This window comes from Neobacillus soli NBRC 102451, from assembly GCF_001591665.1.
GTDB classification, from domain to species: domain Bacteria; phylum Bacillota; class Bacilli; order Bacillales; family Cytobacillaceae; genus Neobacillus; species Neobacillus soli.
In genome coordinates, this window is record NZ_BCVI01000056.1 from 1 (window position 1) to 21,131 (window position 21,131).

The window sequence follows — 21,131 nt, forward strand, 5'->3', positions numbered from 1 at the left end:
GTTCTTATACCTTTCTAAGTTTTTTTCTGATGACTGCGACAAATAAAAGTAACAAAGGAATGAGCAGCTGAATGGAAATAAAATAAAAAGGTGTGGTTGTCCCCATACCATGAATCATTTCTTGAAATGAGGACGCTGACCAAATAGAGAAAAGAATAATTAAAAAACCAAATGGTAAGATAATTGGCTTATAACTTGGCAATTTCAGCCATTGTGAAGTTCCAAGAACAAGCATATAAAAAAACGCCGATAGCTGTACAAAACCACCAAGAACCCAAACGGCTATGACAATTGACTCGACATGTTCAAAAAATGATCCAATGCTAATATATCTCGCCGCTTGAAACGCTGGAAATTGAGTACTGGTAATAATTCCCCCAAATAAAAATATATTCCCAAGATTGATATATACCATTGTCAGGACACTCACAATTACAGACAATATACTCCATTTCATCGCTTTCTTTTCGTCCGATAAAAGAGGAAGCAGGAAGGACAATAACGAAAATTGACTTAACCAAGCATGTGGTGCTAGAGATCCTTTAACAGAAGGTATCCAGCCATCCTCCATGATTGGAAACATATTTTTTACGTTCAGATCGGGAATTAGGAATAAATAGATCATTACGTAAAGAACCAAGACAATTGGCAAGAAAACAGTAGCACTCCTCCCTAATACTTCTATGCCCCCATGGACAGCAAAAGCACAAGTTAGTGCAATACCTCCTGTAACAACAACTATCGGAGTTTTATGCAAAAAGGCACTTTCGACGAATTCCCCATACTCCCTAAAAGCTATGGCCGTATCATATAAAAGGAAGAATAAGAAGATGAACCCGATGATCTTCCCGAAGGTACGACCAAGAATGAGTTCACTATATTCGACAAGTGTCTTGTTCGGGTAAAGTTTATAGAGTTTAGTAATAATATAAACAATCAAAAAACCGCTTAAAGCAGCCCAAATGGGCGAAAGCCATAGATCACGTTTTGCCTGTTGTGCGGTAATAAATGGAATATAAAGAATGGCCGTGGCCACAACGACCGCGTACATAATTAGTGCCATTTGGAAGGAGGAAATTTTCCCTTTTTCAATCATTTCGCTTCATTCCTTTATAAGATACTAACTAATTTCCCAATATCTGCCGATTGGTTTGAAGATAAAGTCAATTAATTGGCTTGGTCCAGGCATGTTAGGGAATAAAACGAGTAAAATAGCAAGCACCCATCCAATCGTGATTAATGTAAAAAATACTACCTGTACTTTCCGTATATTTTTCTTCAGTTTCGGCCATTCATATAAAATGATAAGCATCAAAAGAGCCGTTATTCCCAATATCCCTCCCCACTTCATCTTTCTCTCCCACCTTTTTTTGCTTTCTCATTGGATAAACCCGTTCTTCTAATATTTACCTTTGTTTCGAATGTAACGTCTACTTTTCGGAATATTTCGCTCCATTCGTTTTTCTTCTTTTTCCATGTACCTGGATAATCCCGTTGGAACGCTGCTGCAAAGCCAAATATATCAGCATTCATTTTTTTCTGTGCTTTTGATAAAGCCAATCTCTCTCTTTCCTCAATTACTTGAACAACCATACGTTTTAGTTTTTTTGATGACTTTAGATTTAACAAATTAAGACTTGTTGTATTTTGAATAACTTCTAGATCTGCATCTGTCTTAACCTTGATGCTCCAGTTTCCGTTTGAAATCTTAGGAATCAACTGGTTATGGCTTCTTAACAAATTTAATGACACAAAGGCCTTTTCGTCTTTTAAAGAAATCGTAATAATCCCTGATTTCGCTTCATTTCTCGGCCAAAGAATCCCTCTAGTTTCTTTATCGCTCAGTCTCCCGACCATCTTATCTCCTCTCAATACGGCTGCCCCTTTAATGAATGGAATGTTCTTCCCCTTGTTAACAGCCAAATTGGACGGTGACATTTTTGCAACCCAAGGAATGACGGCGGCACCAGCATCCCCTGTTAACATTTCCGACAAACTTTTTACAGTTACTTTTACACCTATTTGTGAGTCGACCAATTTGCGAAGCTGTTTAGCAGAGTCCCGCTCCAACTCAGGCATCGACTCCAAAACTTCTTTTGCAGAGTCCATAGAAACAAAAACATCAGCACGTTCGCGAGGCTCCGTATGCCCCATCCAAAAATCAATATGATCCCCAATTCCTTTTTCCGCTAATTTCTCACCGATAATTAGCACTTCGTTTTGTCCCCAGAAAATCCGCCTTGTAAGCTTCTCTTGGAGCCTGGACATCGCATCAGCAATAGTTACACCTTTGGCTGATCGGACTAAGGTTTGACTACTATTATTTCCGCTTGACACCCCTTCTTGTTGTCCGCTCTCTGCCGGCTTTGGTATAAATACTTGGACGGACAGTTCAATCTCCTCCTTTTTACTTTGATCAACACCAGTTGCCAAAATGATTGCTAAGTCATTTACCTCAGTACGATCCCAGCATCCGGCAAGCAATAGTATTATGAGGCAAAGAAGAAGGACTAGGGAAATATATTTTTTCTTCCTCCGTCTAAAAAAGCCCATCATTAATCACCACCTTTACTTGGACCGGGTTTCTGATCATGAGGCTGCCTTTGCAGGTTCCCTAATTCAATAGATGTGGATTCTGGACGAGTGTTCATTGCCCACCAAGGGGCGCGAATGAGTACATCCTTTAAATTGTGAATCTTAAGTGGGGCCATTGAATTTAAATACGGAACACCGAAAGAACGTATGGTGCAGAGATGTACGACAATAGCGATAATCCCAAGCATAACACCTAATAAACCTAATATTCCGGATAATATCATGATCGGAAAGCGCAGCATCCGAATCGAAATTCCTGCAGCGTATCTTGGTAGTAAAAACGAGGCGACACCCGTAATCGCCACCACCATTACCATCGCTGATGAAACAAGACCAGCCGTGGTTGCGGCTTGTCCTATGACAAGTGCGCCAACGATACTAACTGCAGCACCTACTTGTTTCGGTAGTCTTATACCCGCTTCGCGTAATGCCTCAAAAGTGATTTCCATAATGAATGCTTCAATCAATGCCGGGAATGGAATTTGCTCACGGCTTTGGGCAATGGTTAAGAGGAGAGATGATGGGACCATTTCTTGGTGGTACGTAAGAATAGCAACATATGCTGATGGAGCGAGCAATGCGATAAAAAAGAATAAATAACGCAGCCAGCGGATGAATGTACTTATTAAAAAACGGTTGTAGTAATCTTCTGGTGCTTGTAACAAACTTGCGAACGTACATGGAGCGATAAGGGTGAAAGGAGTCCCATCAATCAATATGACAACCCGTCCTTCTAAAAGGCTGGAGGCAGCAACATCCGGCCGTTCTGTTGATAATACTTGCGGGAAAGGAGAAAAAGGGTCATCCTCAATCATTTCCTCTATATACCCGCTTTCCAAAATTCCATCGATTTCAATTCGTTCTAACCGATTTGTCACTTCTTTTATTAATGTATTGCTTGCAATCCCTTCAATATAAGCAATGATTACTTGCGTTTCTGTGAACTTACCGATTGTCATTTGTTTCATTTTTAAGGCGGGATGGCGAATTTTTCTTCGTAAAAGGGAAGTATTTACTCTTAATGTTTCCACAAAACCTTCCCTCGGACCGCGAATTACAGATTCGGCCACCGGATCCTCGATTCCCCGTTTCTCCCACTTTGGTAAACCTATAGAAATTCCTTTTATTTTATTGTTAATAAGAATCACGGGGTTTCCAATTGAAATTTGTTTAATAACATCAGTAATGGTGTTGATTACCAAAACATCAGAAACAGCTAATTTCTTACTAACATTTTCAATCGATGTTTCTGGATCAAAGCTTTCCAACTGAACGAGTGGCATGAGAACCTGTTGATCAATTTCCTGAGTATTTGAAAGCCCATCGATATAAATGAGAGCAGCTTTTGTCCGAGCACCGATGGTAAATTCACGAAATACGACATCAGAGCAATCGGTATAAGCTGATTTTAGTATTTGGATATTTTGATTCAAACCCAGATTGATTGGTATGTTGGGTAATTTAGATAGTGTTTCTGTTATTTGCTGGCTTGGAAAACGGTATCCTTTACTTTTTCTATGCTTAAAATAATTCATCAGCAGGATCCCCTTATTAATAATCAAGGTTATTCTTTCCAAAAAAAGCGGGATTATGAGAATTTTGTAGATGACTAAAAGAAAGAGATGAAATTTCTTCACAATTGTAGGTGTCATTATGTGATATGTTTCACTTTTTTTTCTGCATCGCTACCTTATATTAAAGGCAGATAGGAATAAGGAGTGACGAAGATGAAATTATTTTTACCTAAACAACATGGTGCTTGGGCAATGCTGATCATCCCTTTTTGGTTTGGGGTCATCAATGGGGGTTTTTTATGGCAGCATATCCCGTTTTTTATGGGCTGGCTCTTATTGTATTTGGCAACTTATCCGATGCTCCTCTTATTTAAAAAGAAAAAAATCCCCTTTTATACAAAGTGGACGCTTATTTATATGGTACCCGCATTATTGCTATTAGGCATCCCATTAGCAGCAAGACCCAGCCTTTTTTATTTTGGACTTTTGATGATGCCGTTTTTTATGATCAATGCTTACTATACTTCCAAAAATCAAGACCGTGCCTTTATGAATGATATTAGTGCTATCTTCGCTTTTTCGATAGCCGGCTTGGCCAGCAGTTATTTATATGAGGGTAATGTGATCGCAACAGCACTTATTTTTACCTTTATTACATCAGTACTATTTTTTATTGGCTGTACCTTTTATGTGAAATCCATGATTAGGGAAAAGAAGAATACAAAGTTAAAATGGATTTCATGGGGGTACCATTCTGTGCTCGTTCTTTCTTGGTTCATAGGCGGGTTTTGGATTGCAGCTCTCGCCTTTATCCCGAGCCTGCTTAGAGCGATTCTTTTTTACGGAAAGAAGCTATCACCAAAACAAATCGGCATTTACGAAATCATAAACTCAGGTCTGTTCTTCGTAATCATTGCAATCCAAATAATTTTACACAAATAAAAAAAGCCGATATCGGCTTTTTTTTCGTAGAAATTGCTAATCAACCTTACATATTTCGGTTGGACAATCCTCGCAATCGATTTCCCTTTTTAAGTACCCTAAATCATGAATCGTAATCGTTCCCTTATCAATCGAAATGACACCAGCTTTTCTTAGGTCGCTCAGTAAGCGATTTACTACCTCACGGGAGGTGCCGCAGAAATTGGCTAACTCCTGATTTGTTAAGGGTAATTCAATTAATACACCTTTATTTGTTCTAATGCCATAACTATTGGTAATTCGAATGAGTGTGGAGTATAAGGCCCCTTTTTTTCCGTGAAGCACTAAATCACGAAACCTGGTTTGTGTTTTCCGATATTGCAGGCTCATCCACTGGATGAACTCAAACGAAAGTGGTAAATTTTGTGAAAGCTTTTCTTCCAGTGTATCTTTCATAATTACTGCCACTTCTCCACTTTCGACAACACGCGCACTTAATAAGTATCTTGAGGAAGGTGAAAATAAGTTTAATTCACCGACAAAATCACCACGGGAGCACATTCTTAATGTAAGCTCCCTTCCGTCAGGAATAATTTTGCTGATTTGAAGGATGCCGCTTTGAACGATATATAATTCATCAGCAACGGATCCTTCTTGAAATAGAAATGTGCCCTTTTCTATTTTCTTCATATGGTGAACGGTATCAAATAGATGGGACAATGTTATTGGCAGTGCTTTTACTGACTGCATACTTATAACCACCTTTAAAGGTGCGAAATCAATCGCTAATTTGATTTTAACAAATAATTAACAGTCAAGGTTGGATTTACAGGATATTACTATAATTATATTGTTAACACTGAATAATTATCAATAAATGTACGATAAGTTCATACAATCGTCAAAAAGCCAAACATTCTTCGTTTATTTCTTAGGAAATACTGTCGACGAGTAAGGATATTTGTAATAAATTCCAATAGTGGCCGTCAGTAAAAAGGTAATAATAAATATGTAGAAGATAAGGAGGGATAAGAATGGGGCAAAATCGACAGTTTAAATCAGGAAAAAAGGCACCTAATAATGGAGTGTATGTTGAAGTTGGTGATACAGGAAGCAATGTGAACAATCCCAAAAAAATAAACCTTAAAGCAGGAGATCCCTTTCCTGAAACATCAAATGATGAACGTGTTTGGACGTATCAGCGAAAGCCATAATCTTTGAAAGAGAAAAGTCATCCAAACAGGATGGCTTTTTTCGATTCTAATTTTACTTTTAATCAGGGGTTGTTTTATAATAAGAGTAAATAGGTCAAAAATGGTCAAAGATGGAGCGTGAGTAAATATGGACTTAAACCGAATGACGGAACGGCTGCAAAACGGCTTGATGGATGCCCAGTCGCAGGCGGTTAAAAGGAATCATCAAGAGATTGATGAACCTCATTTATTTTTATCGCTAATGGACCAGGAGGATAGCCTCATTACTGCAATCCTAGAAAAAGCAGGAATGCCTTCTGAAAAGATTAAACAGGACCTTACTGACGCTCTTGCAAAAAAGGCCCAAGTAACCGGGAGTGGTGTAGAGCAAGGCAAGCTTTATATCACTGCAAAGCTGCAAAAGTTACTGGTCAGTGCGGAGGAATATGCGGCTAAGTTTTCTGATGAGTACCTTTCGGTTGAGCATGTTTTGTTAGCTGCATCTTTCGCGAATGATTCAGAGATGAGAAAGATATTACGAACGAATGGGAAACAACCAGAACTTATTTTACATGCAATTAAAGAAATAAGGGGGAACCAAAGAGTGACATCACAAAATCCTGAAGCAGGATACGATGCCCTTAAAAAATACGGCAGAGATCTCGTTTCCGAAGTAAAAGCTGGTAAAATGGATCCGGTTATTGGCAGGGATACGGAAATACGTAATGTGATCCGGATTTTATCAAGGAAGACAAAGAATAATCCTGTTTTAATCGGTGAACCCGGGGTAGGGAAAACGGCGATAGTGGAAGGACTTGCCCAAAGGATTGTCAGAAAAGATGTTCCGGAAGGATTGAAGGATAAAACAATTTTCTCCTTGGATATGAGTGCGTTAATAGCAGGGGCAAAATTCAGAGGAGAATTTGAGGAAAGATTGAAGGCTGTATTAAATGAAATAAAAAAAAGCGAGGGGCAAATCTTGCTTTTTATTGATGAAATTCACACGATTGTCGGGGCTGGGAAAACGGAAGGTGCGATGGATGCAGGCAATATGCTAAAACCGATGCTTGCCCGCGGTGAATTGCATTGTATTGGAGCGACAACACTTGATGAGCATCGCAAATATATTGAAAAGGACCCCGCCCTTGAGCGCCGATTCCAGCAAGTACTTGTTCAAGAACCAAACGTAGAAGATACCATCTCTATTCTAAGGGGCTTGAAAGAACGTTACGAGGTTCATCACGGGGTGAAAATTCATGACCATGCCTTGGTGACCGCAGCAACTTTATCTGACCGCTACATCACTGATCGATTTCTGCCAGATAAAGCTATCGATCTTGTTGACGAAGCATGCGCCCTTATACGCACTGAAATTGATTCGATGCCGACTGAACTCGATGAGGTGACACGCAGGGTTATGCAGCTTGAAATCGAAGAAGCCGCTTTAAGAAAAGAGAGTGATGAAGGGAGTAAAAAAAGGCTTGAAGCGCTCATGAAAGAACTTGCCGATTTAAAAGAAACGTCCAATGCCATGAAGGCGAAATGGCTTCAAGAGAAACAAAGTATTCAGAAATTGCAGGAAAAAAGGGAGCGAATTGAAAAACTCCGGCAAGAACTCCAGCTGGCGGAGGATAAATACGACTTAAACCGGGCGGCAGAGCTTCGCCATGGCCAAATACCATTAGCCGAAAAGGAACTTAAGGAGCTTGAAACGGCAACTGCTAGGGAAGAACGGATGCTTCGTGAGGAAGTAACAGGTGAAGAGATAGCCAATATTATTTCAAGATGGACAGGAATCCCACTCTCCAAATTAGTTGAAGGTGAGCGGGAAAAGCTGTTAAAACTGGAATCTATTTTGCATGAACGTGTAATCGGCCAGAATGAAGCAGTCAATCTGGTGTCAGATGCTGTTTTAAGGGCACGAGCAGGAATAAAAGATCCGAACAGACCGATTGGTTCCTTTTTATTTTTAGGTCCGACAGGTGTTGGGAAAACAGAACTTGCGAAAGCCTTGGCAGAGTCTTTATTTGACAGCGAAGAACAGATTATTCGAATTGATATGTCAGAATATATGGAGAAGCATGCGGTTTCCCGCTTGATTGGTGCTCCTCCAGGCTATGTGGGCTATGAAGAAGGGGGACAATTAACGGAAGCAGTAAGACGAAAACCTTATTCAGTGATTTTATTGGATGAAATTGAAAAAGCACACCCCGAGGTTTTTAATATCCTTTTACAAGCACTTGATGATGGAAGGATTACGGATTCACAAGGGCGGGTAGTTGACTTCAAAAATACGGTGATTATTATGACTTCCAATATTGGGTCACATTTCTTACTTGAGCTCAGTGAAAATGAAATTGAAATTTCAAAAGCTGTAAGGGAAAAAGTAATGAGTCAATTAAGGGGCCATTTCCGTCCTGAATTTTTAAATCGAATTGATGAAACCATCCTCTTTAAACCATTATCATTAGCGGAAATTAAGAATATTGTTGCCAAAATGATGAGGGAGCTTCAGAATCGGTTAAAGCATCAGCATATTGATATTTTTATTAATGAGGAAGCAAAGGAATTGATCGCTGTTAACGGATTTGACCCTGTTTATGGTGCAAGACCATTGAAGCGATTTATCCAACGAAATATTGAAACGAAGCTGGCCCGTGAAATTATTGCGGGCAAGTTGCATGACCAGTCAAAAGTGGAAATAACAGCGGAAAATGGAGAAGTAGCATTAAAGATACTATAATATAAAAAAGTCATCCATTTACGAATGGATGACTTTTTTATCTTTCACTTAATGTTTTACTGCCGGCTCGTTTGGAATTACAGCGGAAGCAATGAAAATTAAAATCGTTACTCCAACTGAAACTATAGCACCAGGAATAAATTCAAATGTTGCACCCGGTGTCATTGAACTAACTACATATGAAAGCATTTGCACTAAAAGAAATGACCATAAAAAAGTCCAAAAGAATCGCACTAATTTTCACCTCTAACTATTTTACATCTTTATTCATATTATCATATGTTTTCAAAATAATAAACGCTTAATCGATAATTCACAAAAGAGATAAAATTATTCGAATACAAAAATGGGCTAACCTCCCTTTCATCTTTTTGAGTGCGGCATACGATAAGGTGAGGAAATATGTAAAAGGAGATTTATCGATGGAAAATCGTAATTTTCAGATGGATGCCCAATGGAATATTATACATTACCCTGAAAAGCCCACCGGATTTGGGATCTTAATAATCGGAGATGAGAGGCATTTTGTAGACGAGAGCAAATGCTTCTGGACACAAAATGAAGGAAAACTGGCGATTGTCAGTGAGCTTAAAGAAAAAGGGTACACCATTTTTTCCTCAAATCTATATGGGCGAAACTGGGGGAGCAAAATCGCAGTCGAGCTAGCGGAAAGGTTATACCAACATGTGATACGCAGTGAAATACTGAACCATAAAATTCATATTTTAGCCGAGGGGATGGGTGCACTGGCTGCCGTAAAATTAATGGAAAATATGAAAGGGAATATTCGGTCGGTTGTTCTTTTAAATCCTATTCTTTCCTTAAAGCATCATCTTGAACAAGAAAAGGAGCATAAATTCTTTTACAAAAAATTATTGAGGGAATTAGTGGCAGCACATCAGGTCGATCAAAAGACACTCGAAAATAATATTTTTGCTATGGAGGATTTCATCAATCTAAAATTCGGCATTCCGGTTAAGATTATTCATGTCCTTTCGGGGGGAAAGTCCTATAACCAGTCCAAATTATATCAACAAATAATTGCCAATTTAGAGATAAATCCTACCTTTATTCTCCCGGAAAAAAAGCAGCAGCTTGGAAAAATTATGGTGAAGTTTTTTAACAGTCATGAAGCAATCCTCTAATCAGCATCTCCCCAAACAGAAATATTTCCTTAGCGAAGCGCATAGGATTCATTAAGGTTAGTTTAGGGGAGGGATATTTTATGGACAAGGCTGTTATTTTTGGTGCTTTCGACTTCGTTAGTTTTCATGTTTGCAAAACCTTGCTTAATAAGGGATTTGAGGTCAATGGCATTCATATAGAAGAAAAAGATAAAACAGATTTTCTAGCAGACAAGAGGCTCGAAGTTGGTCGAAATGCAAATTTTTCAGAACAATCGTTAATCATGTGGGGGAACAATCAGGATCAGGATAACGGTAAAACAATGCTTATTTTTTCAATATATGATCTTTATATGCTGAAAAAAGAAACACTTATAGAAAATGGAGCGGTGATGAAAGCAATTATTCACTATATCGAACGAAATGAAAATAATACGGATTTAGCGTTTATTCTCCCAATTCAAATGCTTAGCAGAACCTTTAAGGAAAGAAGGTTGGAAGGTTTTATAGATAATGTTAAGGGATTGGTGAAGAATACCCGCTTATTCTATCTGCCTAGTATTTACGGACCATGGCAGCCGTCTGTATTTCTATTTCAACAAGCCATTTCATCAAAATTCCAAAAGGCGGATATGACCATTGGGGATAGGGAATGGACCAACGATACCCTGTTTATTGACGATGCCGCAGAATCTATTTGTGAAATCATTGAATCTGGGAAGCCCGGGAGTTATCTGCTAGAAAGCGGCAGAAAGAATCACTGGTTCAAATGTGCGGCATACCTAAATGTGGATGGGAATCATGTGAATATAAATCGCAGTGAATCAATACAAGTTGATCAGCACATTGTTAAAGTTTCAGTAAATCCAGTATTAGCAATCGAGGATTCATTTACAAAACAGGTGGAACAATTTCAAAATATGATAGCAAATCGTATGTAGAATATTGCATAAATACCAATGGTTATTTGAATGGGAATAGAATTAATAATATACAGATAGTGGAAGTGCAGGAAATTTGTCTTTTCATTTTATTGTTCAAAGGTTAGAATAAATATAAAAAAGGATTCCATCCTGAACGCGTGATATTTTAAACTTTTATTATTTTAAAAAAGAAACGTGTTGTAGAAATAGCAGCTGTATAAGGAGATGCATGGAATGCTAAACCGTTTAGGAATCATTCTTTTATGTTTTTTTTTCCTTGGGGCATGCGGGGAGGCAGACTCTGCAGGTAAATTACAAAAAGTCGGCTTGTTAGTGCCTGAAACAGTCAATGACCAAGTTTGGGGAACAAAGGGCTTTAAAGGCATGTTAAAAATACAATCAAAATTCAATGTCGATGTTTTTTATAAAGAAGGAATGAATTCAGAATCCGTTGTCGAACGTGCTGTTAAAGAGTTTGATCAAAAAGGCGTAAATCTTATCTTTGGTCACGGCTCGGAATACGCTGAATACTTTAATAATATTTCAAAAGACTATCCTAAAATCCATTTTGTCAGTTTTAATGGTGATGCAAAAAATGTAAACACGACAAGTTTGAATTTTAAAGCGCATGCTATGGGCTTTTTTGGCGGGATGGTTGCCGCCCATATGTCGAAAGAACATAAAGTAGGTGTTTTAGCTGCTTATGAATGGCAACCGGAAATTGAAGGCTTCTATCAGGGAGTAATGGCTGAAGATAAAAGTGCAGATGTCAGTATAGAATACGTTGGAAATTGGGATGATGAAAAAAAGGCAGTACAATTGGCCAATCACATGATGGAGAAGGGTGTCGATGTCATTTATCCGGCTGGTGATGGCTTTAATGTACCTGTTATTGAAAGGGTAAAGGAACAAGGCTTTTATGTCATTGGCTATGTTTCCGACCAATCTGATTTAGGAGAATCCACTGTTTTAACAAGCACAATCCAACAGGTGGATACTTTATATGAAAAGGTTGCTGAGCAATACAACAATGAGAAACTTAAATCTGGGAACCTTTCCTTTGATTTTCAGGACAATGTGATTTCGCTTGGTAAATATAGTCCTCTTGTTAACAAAGAATTTATTCAAGTGATGAATAAACGAATTGAAAATTATAAAGAAACAGGAAAGCTGCCAAAATAAAAATTTGAAGGAGTACATATGAACAGTCAAGATAAATCATTACAATTTATGCAGATTGCACTGAAATACTTACCAGAGGCTAAAGAGCAATTGGATAAAGCTGGCGTTGAATTATCGATGGAGCTGATTGAGCCGTTTATGAATCTCTTTACAAAGGTCATGCAAGACGCTTATGAGCTTGGTTTAGAAGATGCTAAGGTGGAACTATAAAAGAAGAAATAAGCTGCCGCTAAAAATGTGGCAGCTTATTTCTTCTTCCAAAATTGCTCAATAAAAGGATAAACCTTTTTAAATAATGGTTTGAAACCCTGTAACGATTCCATTAATGTATCAATGTTCACCATAAGTTCCTCATAATTAATAGTCGGCTGTTTGATTATAGGTTCCTCGTGCTGCTCCTTCTGCTGATAGTCTCCTCTTCCCCCAAACATAAAACTTGTGAATCGATCTTGATACTCATGCTTTTCAATATGCTGCTCTTCCATTTTTATTACAGCTCCTTTCGTTCTAAATATCTCCTTAAGTTAGAATATGAATAAATGAATAAAAGGAATGTACATTAGCGGATGTTATTTAGGAAGAAAAAGTTGCTTAAATAGGGTTCCATTTGATAAAATTAGTACCAAGTCATAATAATTGATAATAATCTTTAGGATATAGTGAATTTCGTCAAAACTAAAGGAGATGAAACTTGTGAGAGCTGGCATTGTCGGGATTGGCAGGTATTTACCTGAAAAAATTGTCACCAATCAGGATTTAGAAAAAGTGATGGATACCTCTGATGAATGGATTCGCACGAGAACAGGTATTGAAGAAAGAAGAATTGCTGCTGATGATGTTAACACATCAGATATGGCATTTAATGCTGCGCAAAAAGCGATTCATCATGCAGGGATTACCGCCGAAGAGATTGATTTAATTTTAGTCGCGACGGTTACACCTGATACGCCGTTTCCATCCGTTGCCTGCAGGATCCAAGAAAGATTAGGTGCAACTAAAGCTGCCGCCATGGATGTTAGTGCGGCCTGTGCAGGCTTCATGTATGGAATCATTACAGCCAAACAATTTATTGAGTCTGGTGTTTATAAAAATGTTCTTGTGGTTGGGGTAGAAAAGCTATCAAAAATTACAGATTGGAATGACCGTAATACCGCCGTATTATTTGGGGACGGAGCAGGAGCGGTAATAATTGGCCCCGTATCTGAAGGGCGGGGGATTTTATCCTTTGAACTCGGTGCAGATGGTACAGGCGCAAAACATTTGTATCAAGATGAATATATTATTATGAATGGACGAGAAGTATTCAAATTTGCGGTACGGCAAATGGGTGAGAGCTGTGTCAATGTTCTTGAAAAGGCGGGCTTAACAAAAGAGGATGTCGATTTTCTTATTCCACATCAAGCCAATATTCGCATCATGGAAGCATCCAGACAAAGATTGGAGCTCCCTCCTGAAAAAATGTCCAAAACAGTTCAAAAATACGGCAATACATCTTCTGCATCGATACCAATTTCAATTGTCGAAGAATTGGAAGCAGGGAAAATTAAAGATGATGACCTTATTGTTATGGTAGGATTTGGAGGGGGCTTAACCTGGGGGGCAATTGCAATCCGCTGGGGTAAGTAAACAGATAGCTTTTTTAAAGAAAACAAGGAATAGTAGGACGTAAAGGAGATAGATAACATGGAAAAGCGACGTGTAGTTGTAACCGGCATCGGTGCGGTGACACCACTTGGGAATGATGCTGAAACTACCTGGAAAGGCATTCTTGAAGGGAAATCAGGGATTGGGCCGATGACAAGGGTCAATGCAGATGAGTATCCAGCAAAGGTAGCGGCAGAAGCAACGGACTTTAATCCGGAAGATTTTATGGAAAGAAAAGATGCTCGAAAAATGGACCGATTTACACAATTTGCCGTTGCATCTGCCATTATGGCTGTGAAGGATGCAAATTTAACAATTAATGATGAAAATTCTCATCGCGTAGGTGTGTGGATTGGCTCTGGTATTGGCGGGATGGAAACATTTGAGCAGCAGTTTGAGATTTTTCAAAAAAGAGGGTACAAGCGCGTAAGCCCATTCTTTGTACCGATGCTAATTCCAGATATGGCAACAGGTCAAGTGTCAATCACACTTGGAGCAAGAGGCTTCAATTCTTGTACCGTTACAGCCTGTGCAACAGGAACAAATTCAATTGGGGATGCTTTTAAAGTCATTCAGCGCGGTGATGCAGATGCAATGGTCACCGGCGGAGCCGAAGCCCCAATCACAAAGATGTCTGTCGCTGGTTTTTGTGCGAATACAGCTCTTTCAACAAATCCAGACCCACAAACGGCAAGCAGGCCATTTGATAAAAACCGTGATGGTTTTGTTATTGGCGAGGGTGCTGGAATTGTTATCTTGGAAGAACTAGAGCATGCTTTGGCGCGTGGTGCCAAGATTTATGCTGAAATCGTTGGTTACGGGGCAACTGGGGATGCTTATCATATTACCGCACCAGCACCTGGCGGTGAAGGCGGTGCCCGTGCAATGAAAATGGCGATTAATGATGGCGGGTTAAAACCTGAGGAAATCGATTATGTAAATGCCCATGGTACAAGTACCGAATATAATGATAAATTTGAAACACTCGCAGTTAAGGAAGTATTTGGCGAACATGCATATAAATTAGCGATTAGCTCAACGAAATCGATGACAGGCCATCTTTTAGGTGCTGCTGGAGGGGTTGAGGCAATCTTCACCGTATTGGCGATAAAAGATAGTATGGTTCCGCCAACGATTAATTACGAAACACCAGATCCAGAATGCGACTTGGATTATGTGACAAATGGTGCACGTCCAAAAGAAATTAAGGCGGCGATGAGTAATTCGCTTGGCTTCGGTGGACATAACGCAACCATTGTCTTTAAAAAATACGAATAAAAATTGGGGCTCGACCAGACTTTTGACTGGTCGGGCCTTTTTATTCGCAAGGCTTGGCTTCTAATATCCTAAGAACCACTTCTCGAAAACATCATAAAATGGTCAGGAGGGAGAACTTAAGGTAATTGGAGTGAGAAAATGGGAATCATTCGAACGGATCAATGGTTACAGGAGGAGTTTGGCCGGCCTGTTAAAATCTGTGAAAAATTAAAGCCTTATTTTAAAGGGCAAACCTCTAACGAAATTTACAACCAACTATTGAATTTTGGGATGTATCGACCATCCTGGTCTTCAAGAAGTAATCTCGACAGAATGGTTGAACAAAAGGCATGGGACAAAGTGGAGCATATATCACAAAAATATCAGAAAAAATGGAATGGTCCAGACATTCCGGTTTTCCTTTTTCCGTTAGCACAGTCAAGAGGTTTTTTTATGAGAGAAGTAAAAAGTAAAGCAGGTGTATCTTTTCCGGATAAAATGTTCCTCTTTCTTTCTCATTACGAGGATTCGAAAGAGGTAGAAGCACTTTTAGTTCATGAATACCATCATGTCTGCAGACTGCGGATGCTGAATAAAAAAATAGAGGATTACACATTACTCGACTCGATTATCATTGAGGGATTAGCAGAGTATGCTGTCCTAAAAAATTGTGGCCGGGAATATTTAGCGGACTGGTGTCGTATGTATTCAGAAAGGGAAATTTTAAATTTTTGGGAAAAATATTTAAAAAAACAATTAGGTAAGAAAAAACATGAAAAAGCGCATGATGAATTATTATACGGTGGTGGAAGAATTCCGAATCTACTCGGATATGCGGCAGGATTTAGTATTGTTGAAAATTTTTACAAAAACAACAATTATTCTACAAAACTTTCTTTTACTACTCCTGCATTAACCTTCCATAAACACTATAACAATTTTAGTGAAAAAAGCCGATAATTAAAGGCTTTTTTTAATTTTCGAATAATGATAATTGGAAAATATCAAATAAAGTCTTGCAATTGTAATAATTCTGTAATAGAATTTTATTTAAATATAACGAATTAACAGAATAATTTTAAAAAGTTAGAAGGTGTACTATGAGCACAAAAAAGTCGCTGATTAAAGAGGCACCACTGCTCGAAGTGAAAAATTTAGAGACGGCCTTTGATATCGAAGGAACCGATTATAATGCAGTAGATAATGTATCGTTCACAGTAAAACCACGACAAATTGTTGGGGTTGTTGGAGAATCTGGCTGTGGTAAATCAGTTATGAGTCTATCGATAATGAAGTTGCTCCCAAAAGGAATCGGGAAAATAAAATCAGGTGAAGTCATTTTTGATGGAATAAATCTTGAAAAAATGACTGAGTCTCAAATTAATAAAATCCGTGGAAAAGACGTCTCAATGATTTTCCAAGAGCCAATGACCTCGTTAAATCCGGTATTTACCATTGGCTATCAACTTCAGGAAGTACTTTTTAATCATATGAAGATTACAAAAAAAGAGGCAAGGCAAAGGGCAATCGCCTTATTAAAAAGCGTTGGTATCTCCCGGCCTGAAAAAATTGTTGATGAGTACCCGCATCAATTGTCAGGTGGGATGAGGCAGCGGGTGATGATTGCCATTGCGATTGCCTGTCAGCCCAAATTATTAATTGCTGATGAGCCAACTACAGCTCTTGACGTGACAGTTCAAGCACAAATTTTGGAGCTTTTAAGGGAGATTCAATCAGTCAATGATATGTCTGTTATTCTGATTACACATGATTTAGGTGTCATAGCGGAAATGTGTGATGAAGTAATCGTTATGTATGCTGGAAGAATAGTCGAAAGGACCGACGTGGATACGCTATTCCATAATCCTAAACATCCATATACGACCTTACTCATGGGGGCAATCCCGAAAATGGATGAAACGGAAGAACGCTTAAGCTCCATCCAAGGTATTGTTCCATCGCTGACAAATATGCCAAAGTCCGGCTGTCGTTTTGCGCACCGTTGTCCAAAAGCAATGCCAGAATGCTTTACCATTACCCCAAAGCTAGAAGATGTAGAACAAGGCCATGAGGTTGCCTGTTTGCTCTTTGAAACAAGTAAACCAAAGGAGGGGGTAAGGTAATGAGTACAGTGTCCGTACATAAAAAGGAAAAAAACTCTTCCTCTCAATCTGAAAATCTCTTAGAGATTAAAAATCTTAAAACCTATTACCCTGTTAAAGGGGGATTTTTTAAACGGATCGTTGGAAATGTCAAAGCGGTTGATAATATCTCGTTTGAAATAAAGAGAGGGGAAACACTTGGACTAGTTGGTGAATCGGGATGCGGTAAATCTACTGCCGGCCGGACTATTTTACGATTATTAAAACCAACAGAGGGCCATATTCTCTTTGATGGAAAAGATATTACTAGAGTTTCTGGTAAATCACTCCGCGAGATTCGTAAAGATATGCAAATGGTGTTTCAGGACCCTTATGCTTCATTAAATCCAATGCAGATGGTTGGAGATATTATCGCGGAACCTATTTATAACTTCTCTAGAAAAAGTAAGGATGAACTAAAAAGAGAAGTAATGGATTTGTTAGATAAGGTAGGTTTACCACCTGATGCCTATTATAAGTACGCGCATGAATTTTCAGGCGGCCAGCGCCAAAGAATCGGAATTGCTAGGTCGCTGGCGTTACGGCCGAAATTAATCATAGCGGATGAACCGGTTTCAGCACTTGACGTATCTGTTCAATCGCAGGTATTAAATCTTTTAAAAGATTTACAAAAAGAATTTGATCTCACTTTTCTATTTATTGCCCATGATTTAAGCGTTGTGAAACATATGAGTGATCGAATAGGGGTTATGTACTTAGGCAATATGGTAGAGATTTCGGATAAAGACGATCTTTACGCCGAACCTCTTCACCCATATACACAGGCATTAATATCGGCGATTCCATCACCTGATCCAAGGATTAAGAAGGAACGGATTATTTTAAAGGGTGATGTGCCAAGCCCAATCAATCCGCCATCTGGCTGCCCCTTCCATCCGCGCTGTCCAATGGCAATGGAAGAATGTTCGAAATCAAAACCTGTATTAAAGGAGGTGAAGCCCGCTCATCGAGTAGCTTGCCACCTTTATTAAAAAAGTAAAAAGTTTAAATCTTATAGGGGGGAAACAAATGAAGAAGAAAAGTATAGTTATGCTAGCGGCATTAATGCTTGTCCTATCGGCATTTTTAGCGGCGTGCAGCAGCGGAGAAAAAGCAGGAACTAAGGAAAAGGAAAAGGAAGGCACTAAGAGCGGCGAAACAGCTGAAAAACCACAAGATGGCGGTACGCTTACTTACTCGCTCGACTCTGCACCTGAAGGTAAATACAATTTCGCATTCTACGGTACTGCTGTTGATGCGGAAGTAATGGAATTCTTTGATGAAAACCTGATTAAATTTGATGACAAATTACAAGCACAGCCGCATATCGCTTCTTGGAAAACCACTGATAATAAAGTCTATGACTTTGAAATCAAAAAAGGCGTAAAATGGCATAACGGTGATGAATTATCCGTTAAAGACTGGGAATTCGCTTTAAAAGTAGTTGCTGACAAGGACTATGAAGGTCCTCGTTTTGAAAACGTAGTAAATATTGATGGTGCGCAAGCTTACCATGATGGAAAAGCGAAAGAAATCACTGGAATCAAAGTTGTGGATGATTACAACATCCAAATTACATTTGATAAAGCTCGTGTAAACAACTTGGAAAACCTTTGGACATACCCAATGAACCGTACAGAATTCAAAGGAATTGCTGTTAAAGACATGATGTCTTCTGCACAAGTTCGTACGAAGCCAGTTGGTTTAGGACCATTTAAAGTTGTTAAAGTAGTACCAGGTGAGTCCGTTGAAATGGAACGCTTTGATGATTACTTTGATGGTAAGCCACATATCGAAAAGGTTAATTTAAAAGTTATCGATCCTTCATTAACTGTGGGTGAACTTAAAAATGACACACTTGATATGACTTCATTCCACCCAAGTATTATCGATCAAGTTTCTGCACTTCCTAATGTAAACGCAGTTAAGTACCCTGGCGTAAGCTACTATTATGTTGGTTTCAAATTAGGTAACTGGGATGGCAAGAAGAACGTAGCTGACGAACCTAAGTACCAAGACCTTAAGCTTCGTGAAGCAATGTACTATGCAATTAACCGTGAAGAGTGGGTTAAAGCTTTCTTCTTCGGCGTTGGTAAACCAGTAAACCGTCCAATTCCAACTAATCACTGGATTGCTGCGGATAATAAAGATTTAGAGCAATTCAATTACGATCCAGAAAAAGCTAAGCAATTGCTAGATGAGGCTGGCTATAAAGATGTGGATGGCGATGGCTTCCGTGAAGATCCAAAAGGCAAGAAATTTGTTGTTAATTTCAGCCACTATGCAACATCAAACCCAACATTTGAAACTCGTGCAAAAGCATTGACTCAATATTGGGAAGCAGTTGGATTGAAATCGAAACTTACAATGACAGATGCAAACCTTTACTATGATATGCTTGAAAAGTCTGATAAGTCAATGGAAGTATTCTTCGGAGGCTGGTCAACTGGTTCTGATCCAGATCCAACTCCACTTTGGAGCTCTAAAGCACTTTGGAACTACCCTCGCTGGGTAAATGCTGATAGTGATAAATTGCTTGATCAAGCTATTGACATGAGTGTTGTTGGTACAGATCTTGATAAACGTAAGGATCTATATGTACAATGGCAAAAACTATTCATGAAAGAGCTTCCTGCACTTCCAATCGCAGAGCTTGAAGAAACAATGGCCGTTAACAAGCGTGTACAAGGTGTAACATTTGACGTATCTGGTAAGAACCGTCCAAATGTATGGTGGATTAAACAATAATTATCCAGACTAACACGTATTAGACTATGTTAAATGCTAAATAAATACCAACTCAATCTTGATTTTCAAATGGGATGCGGCAAGAAAATGATATCTTTCCTGCTCCCATTTGAACAAGGTGGGGCATCAAAACAATGGCTGTTTAACATAGCTTATAGACAAGGAGAATGCACATGTTGAAGTATGCATTTCGAAGACTATTGGGAATGATTCCAATGCTGCTCCTTACCTCCATCGTAGTATTTACCTTGGCAAAATTAATGCCAGGGGATTCACTGACTGGAGAAATTGATCCAAGAAATACAAATCCAAAATACATTCAGGAAATGCGTGATAAATTAGGTTATAATGACCCAATGCCGAAACAGTATTTTCGTTGGATTAGTAATTTCTCGGAGGGGGAATTTGGAAAATCAACTCGTTTCAAAATACCAGTATCAGAGGTTATTGGAGAACGTTTGCCAAACACCTTACTGCTTGGTTTTGCATCAATCTTAATTACTTATATGTTAGCTTTCTTTATGGGCTTATATTCAGGAAGAAAACCATACACATTAGGGGATAATCTGATAGGTGGATTAAACTATATTGGGTTGTCAGTACCTGCTTTTATCGCTGGGGTTTTTGCCATCTTTCTCTTTTCATTTAAGCTTGATTGGTTCCCATCAAATGGTTCGGTCGCCATAGGTCTTACAGACGGAACATTCGAATGGTGGATGAGCCGACTCCATCACGTATTTTTACCAGCAGTTGTTCTAGGATTATTAGCAACTGCAAGTTATACACAATTTTTACGGAATGATATTATTGAAAATAGCAGGAAGGACTATGTCCGTACTGCAAGGGCAAAGGGTACACCTGAAAAGAAGATTTACAATGTTCATATTTTAAGAAACTCAATTATTCCTCTTATCACCTTTTTGGGTTTTGATATTGTAGCCATTATCAGTGGTGCTATTATTACAGAAACAATCTTTACATATCCTGGTCTTGGACAACTTTTCTTACAATCTGTTTCAACAAGGGATTATCCAGTTTTAATGACTTTGACAATGATGTTCTCCTTCTTAACGCTAGTCGGTAACTTAATTGCTGATATATTGTATGGTGTTGTAGATCCGAGAATTAGGCTAGATTAGGGGGAGA

General features: G+C 38.8%; 21 protein-coding genes. 14 read left to right on the top strand and 7 right to left on the bottom strand.

What is annotated here, in order from left to right; all coding sequences use genetic code 11:
• Window positions 1–4: 4 nt before the first annotated feature.
• Genes BSO02S_RS18955 through BSO02S_RS18970 form a run of 4 tightly spaced genes read right to left on the bottom strand, consistent with a single transcriptional unit; the run spans window position 5 to window position 4,130 of the window.
• Complete coding sequence (locus BSO02S_RS18955; RefSeq protein ID WP_084375100.1) at window positions 5–1,096, bottom strand: GerAB/ArcD/ProY family transporter; 1,092 nt, start codon at window positions 1,094–1,096, stop codon at window positions 5–7.
• A gap of 24 nt (window positions 1,097–1,120) precedes the next feature.
• The gene (locus tag BSO02S_RS18960; RefSeq protein WP_066071093.1) at window positions 1,121–1,351 is read right to left on the bottom strand and encodes a hypothetical protein; all 231 of its coding nucleotides are present in this window, start codon (window positions 1,349–1,351) and stop codon (window positions 1,121–1,123) included.
• Window positions 1,348–2,553: a Ger(x)C family spore germination protein gene (locus tag BSO02S_RS18965; RefSeq protein WP_169802773.1), complete on the bottom strand. Its 1,206-nt coding sequence runs from the start codon at window positions 2,551–2,553 to the stop codon at window positions 1,348–1,350. The genes BSO02S_RS18960 and BSO02S_RS18965 overlap by 4 nt, the downstream gene beginning before the upstream one ends.
• 2 nt (window positions 2,554–2,555) lie before the next feature.
• Window positions 2,556–4,130 carry a spore germination protein gene (locus BSO02S_RS18970; protein WP_066071099.1) on the bottom strand — a complete coding sequence of 525 codons (1,575 nt, stop codon included), beginning with the start codon at window positions 4,128–4,130 and terminating at the stop codon, window positions 2,556–2,558.
• A gap of 192 nt (window positions 4,131–4,322) precedes the next feature.
• On the opposite strand from BSO02S_RS18970, the gene BSO02S_RS18975 reads away from it, so the two are divergent.
• The gene (locus tag BSO02S_RS18975; protein ID WP_066071101.1) at window positions 4,323–5,051 is read left to right on the top strand and encodes a YwiC-like family protein; all 729 of its coding nucleotides are present in this window, start codon (window positions 4,323–4,325) and stop codon (window positions 5,049–5,051) included.
• Window positions 5,052–5,087: 36 nt separating this feature from the next.
• On the opposite strand, the gene BSO02S_RS18980 is transcribed toward BSO02S_RS18975, so the two are convergent.
• Window positions 5,088–5,780 (bottom strand): Crp/Fnr family transcriptional regulator, encoded by a 693-nt coding sequence (locus BSO02S_RS18980; protein ID WP_084375101.1) that lies wholly within the window; start codon window positions 5,778–5,780, stop codon window positions 5,088–5,090.
• Between the two features lie 284 nt (window positions 5,781–6,064).
• On the opposite strand from BSO02S_RS18980, the gene BSO02S_RS18985 reads away from it, so the two are divergent.
• Together BSO02S_RS18985 and clpB are read left to right on the top strand one after the other, a co-directional pair.
• Entirely contained in the window at window positions 6,065–6,244 is a 180-nt protein-coding gene (locus BSO02S_RS18985; protein ID WP_066071104.1) for a YjzC family protein, read from the top strand.
• A 127-nt stretch (window positions 6,245–6,371) separates the two neighbouring features.
• A complete protein-coding gene (clpB, locus tag BSO02S_RS18990) occupies window positions 6,372–8,966 on the top strand; it encodes an ATP-dependent chaperone ClpB (protein ID WP_066071107.1) in 2,595 nt (864 codons plus the stop codon).
• 48 nt (window positions 8,967–9,014) lie between these two features.
• Here clpB and BSO02S_RS18995 read toward each other — a convergent pair whose 3' ends face one another.
• On the bottom strand, window positions 9,015–9,200 hold the full coding sequence (locus BSO02S_RS18995) for a YjzD family protein (RefSeq protein WP_066071112.1): 186 nt from the start codon (window positions 9,198–9,200) through the stop codon (window positions 9,015–9,017).
• Window positions 9,201–9,388: 188 nt separating this feature from the next.
• Here BSO02S_RS18995 and BSO02S_RS19000 point away from each other — a divergent pair, with 188 nt between their 5' ends.
• The 4 genes from BSO02S_RS19000 (at window position 9,389) to BSO02S_RS19015 (ending at window position 12,405) form a co-directional block, all read left to right on the top strand.
• Entirely contained in the window at window positions 9,389–10,111 is a 723-nt protein-coding gene (locus BSO02S_RS19000) for a hydrolase (RefSeq protein ID WP_066071114.1), read from the top strand.
• Between the two features lie 80 nt (window positions 10,112–10,191).
• A complete protein-coding gene (locus tag BSO02S_RS19005; protein WP_066071117.1) occupies window positions 10,192–11,031 on the top strand; it encodes a hypothetical protein in 840 nt (279 codons plus the stop codon).
• A gap of 216 nt (window positions 11,032–11,247) precedes the next feature.
• Window positions 11,248–12,195: a BMP family ABC transporter substrate-binding protein gene (locus BSO02S_RS19010; protein WP_084375102.1), complete on the top strand. Its 948-nt coding sequence runs from the start codon at window positions 11,248–11,250 to the stop codon at window positions 12,193–12,195.
• 18 nt (window positions 12,196–12,213) lie between these two features.
• Window positions 12,214–12,405 (top strand): ComZ family protein, encoded by a 192-nt coding sequence (locus BSO02S_RS19015; protein WP_066071123.1) that lies wholly within the window; start codon window positions 12,214–12,216, stop codon window positions 12,403–12,405.
• 35 nt (window positions 12,406–12,440) lie between these two features.
• Here BSO02S_RS19015 and BSO02S_RS19020 read toward each other — a convergent pair whose 3' ends face one another.
• Complete coding sequence (locus BSO02S_RS19020; protein ID WP_066071126.1) at window positions 12,441–12,680, bottom strand: hypothetical protein; 240 nt, start codon at window positions 12,678–12,680, stop codon at window positions 12,441–12,443.
• Window positions 12,681–12,888: 208 nt separating this feature from the next.
• Between BSO02S_RS19020 and BSO02S_RS19025 the strand changes: the two genes are divergently transcribed.
• The 7 genes from BSO02S_RS19025 to opp4B all read left to right on the top strand — a co-directional run bounded on the left by BSO02S_RS19025 (window position 12,889) and on the right by opp4B (window position 21,124).
• Window positions 12,889–13,821: a beta-ketoacyl-ACP synthase III gene (locus BSO02S_RS19025; RefSeq protein ID WP_066071128.1), complete on the top strand. Its 933-nt coding sequence runs from the start codon at window positions 12,889–12,891 to the stop codon at window positions 13,819–13,821.
• A 57-nt stretch (window positions 13,822–13,878) separates the two neighbouring features.
• Window positions 13,879–15,117 carry a beta-ketoacyl-ACP synthase II gene (gene fabF, locus BSO02S_RS19030; RefSeq protein WP_066071132.1) on the top strand — a complete coding sequence of 413 codons (1,239 nt, stop codon included), beginning with the start codon at window positions 13,879–13,881 and terminating at the stop codon, window positions 15,115–15,117.
• A 138-nt stretch (window positions 15,118–15,255) separates the two neighbouring features.
• Entirely contained in the window at window positions 15,256–16,056 is an 801-nt protein-coding gene (locus BSO02S_RS19035) for a DUF2268 domain-containing putative Zn-dependent protease (protein WP_066071135.1), read from the top strand.
• Between the two features lie 140 nt (window positions 16,057–16,196).
• Window positions 16,197–17,219, top strand: a complete 1,023-nt coding sequence (locus BSO02S_RS19040; RefSeq protein ID WP_066071141.1) for an ABC transporter ATP-binding protein — start codon at window positions 16,197–16,199, stop codon at window positions 17,217–17,219.
• Window positions 17,219–18,229: an ABC transporter ATP-binding protein gene (locus BSO02S_RS19045; protein WP_066071144.1), complete on the top strand. Its 1,011-nt coding sequence runs from the start codon at window positions 17,219–17,221 to the stop codon at window positions 18,227–18,229. The genes BSO02S_RS19040 and BSO02S_RS19045 overlap by 1 nt, the downstream gene beginning before the upstream one ends.
• 37 nt (window positions 18,230–18,266) lie before the next feature.
• A complete protein-coding gene (opp4A, locus tag BSO02S_RS19050; RefSeq protein ID WP_066071147.1) occupies window positions 18,267–19,985 on the top strand; it encodes an oligopeptide ABC transporter substrate-binding protein in 1,719 nt (572 codons plus the stop codon).
• A gap of 173 nt (window positions 19,986–20,158) precedes the next feature.
• Window positions 20,159–21,124 carry an oligopeptide ABC transporter permease gene (gene opp4B / locus BSO02S_RS19055; RefSeq protein WP_066071150.1) on the top strand — a complete coding sequence of 322 codons (966 nt, stop codon included), beginning with the start codon at window positions 20,159–20,161 and terminating at the stop codon, window positions 21,122–21,124.
• Window positions 21,125–21,131: the final 7 nt, after the last annotated feature.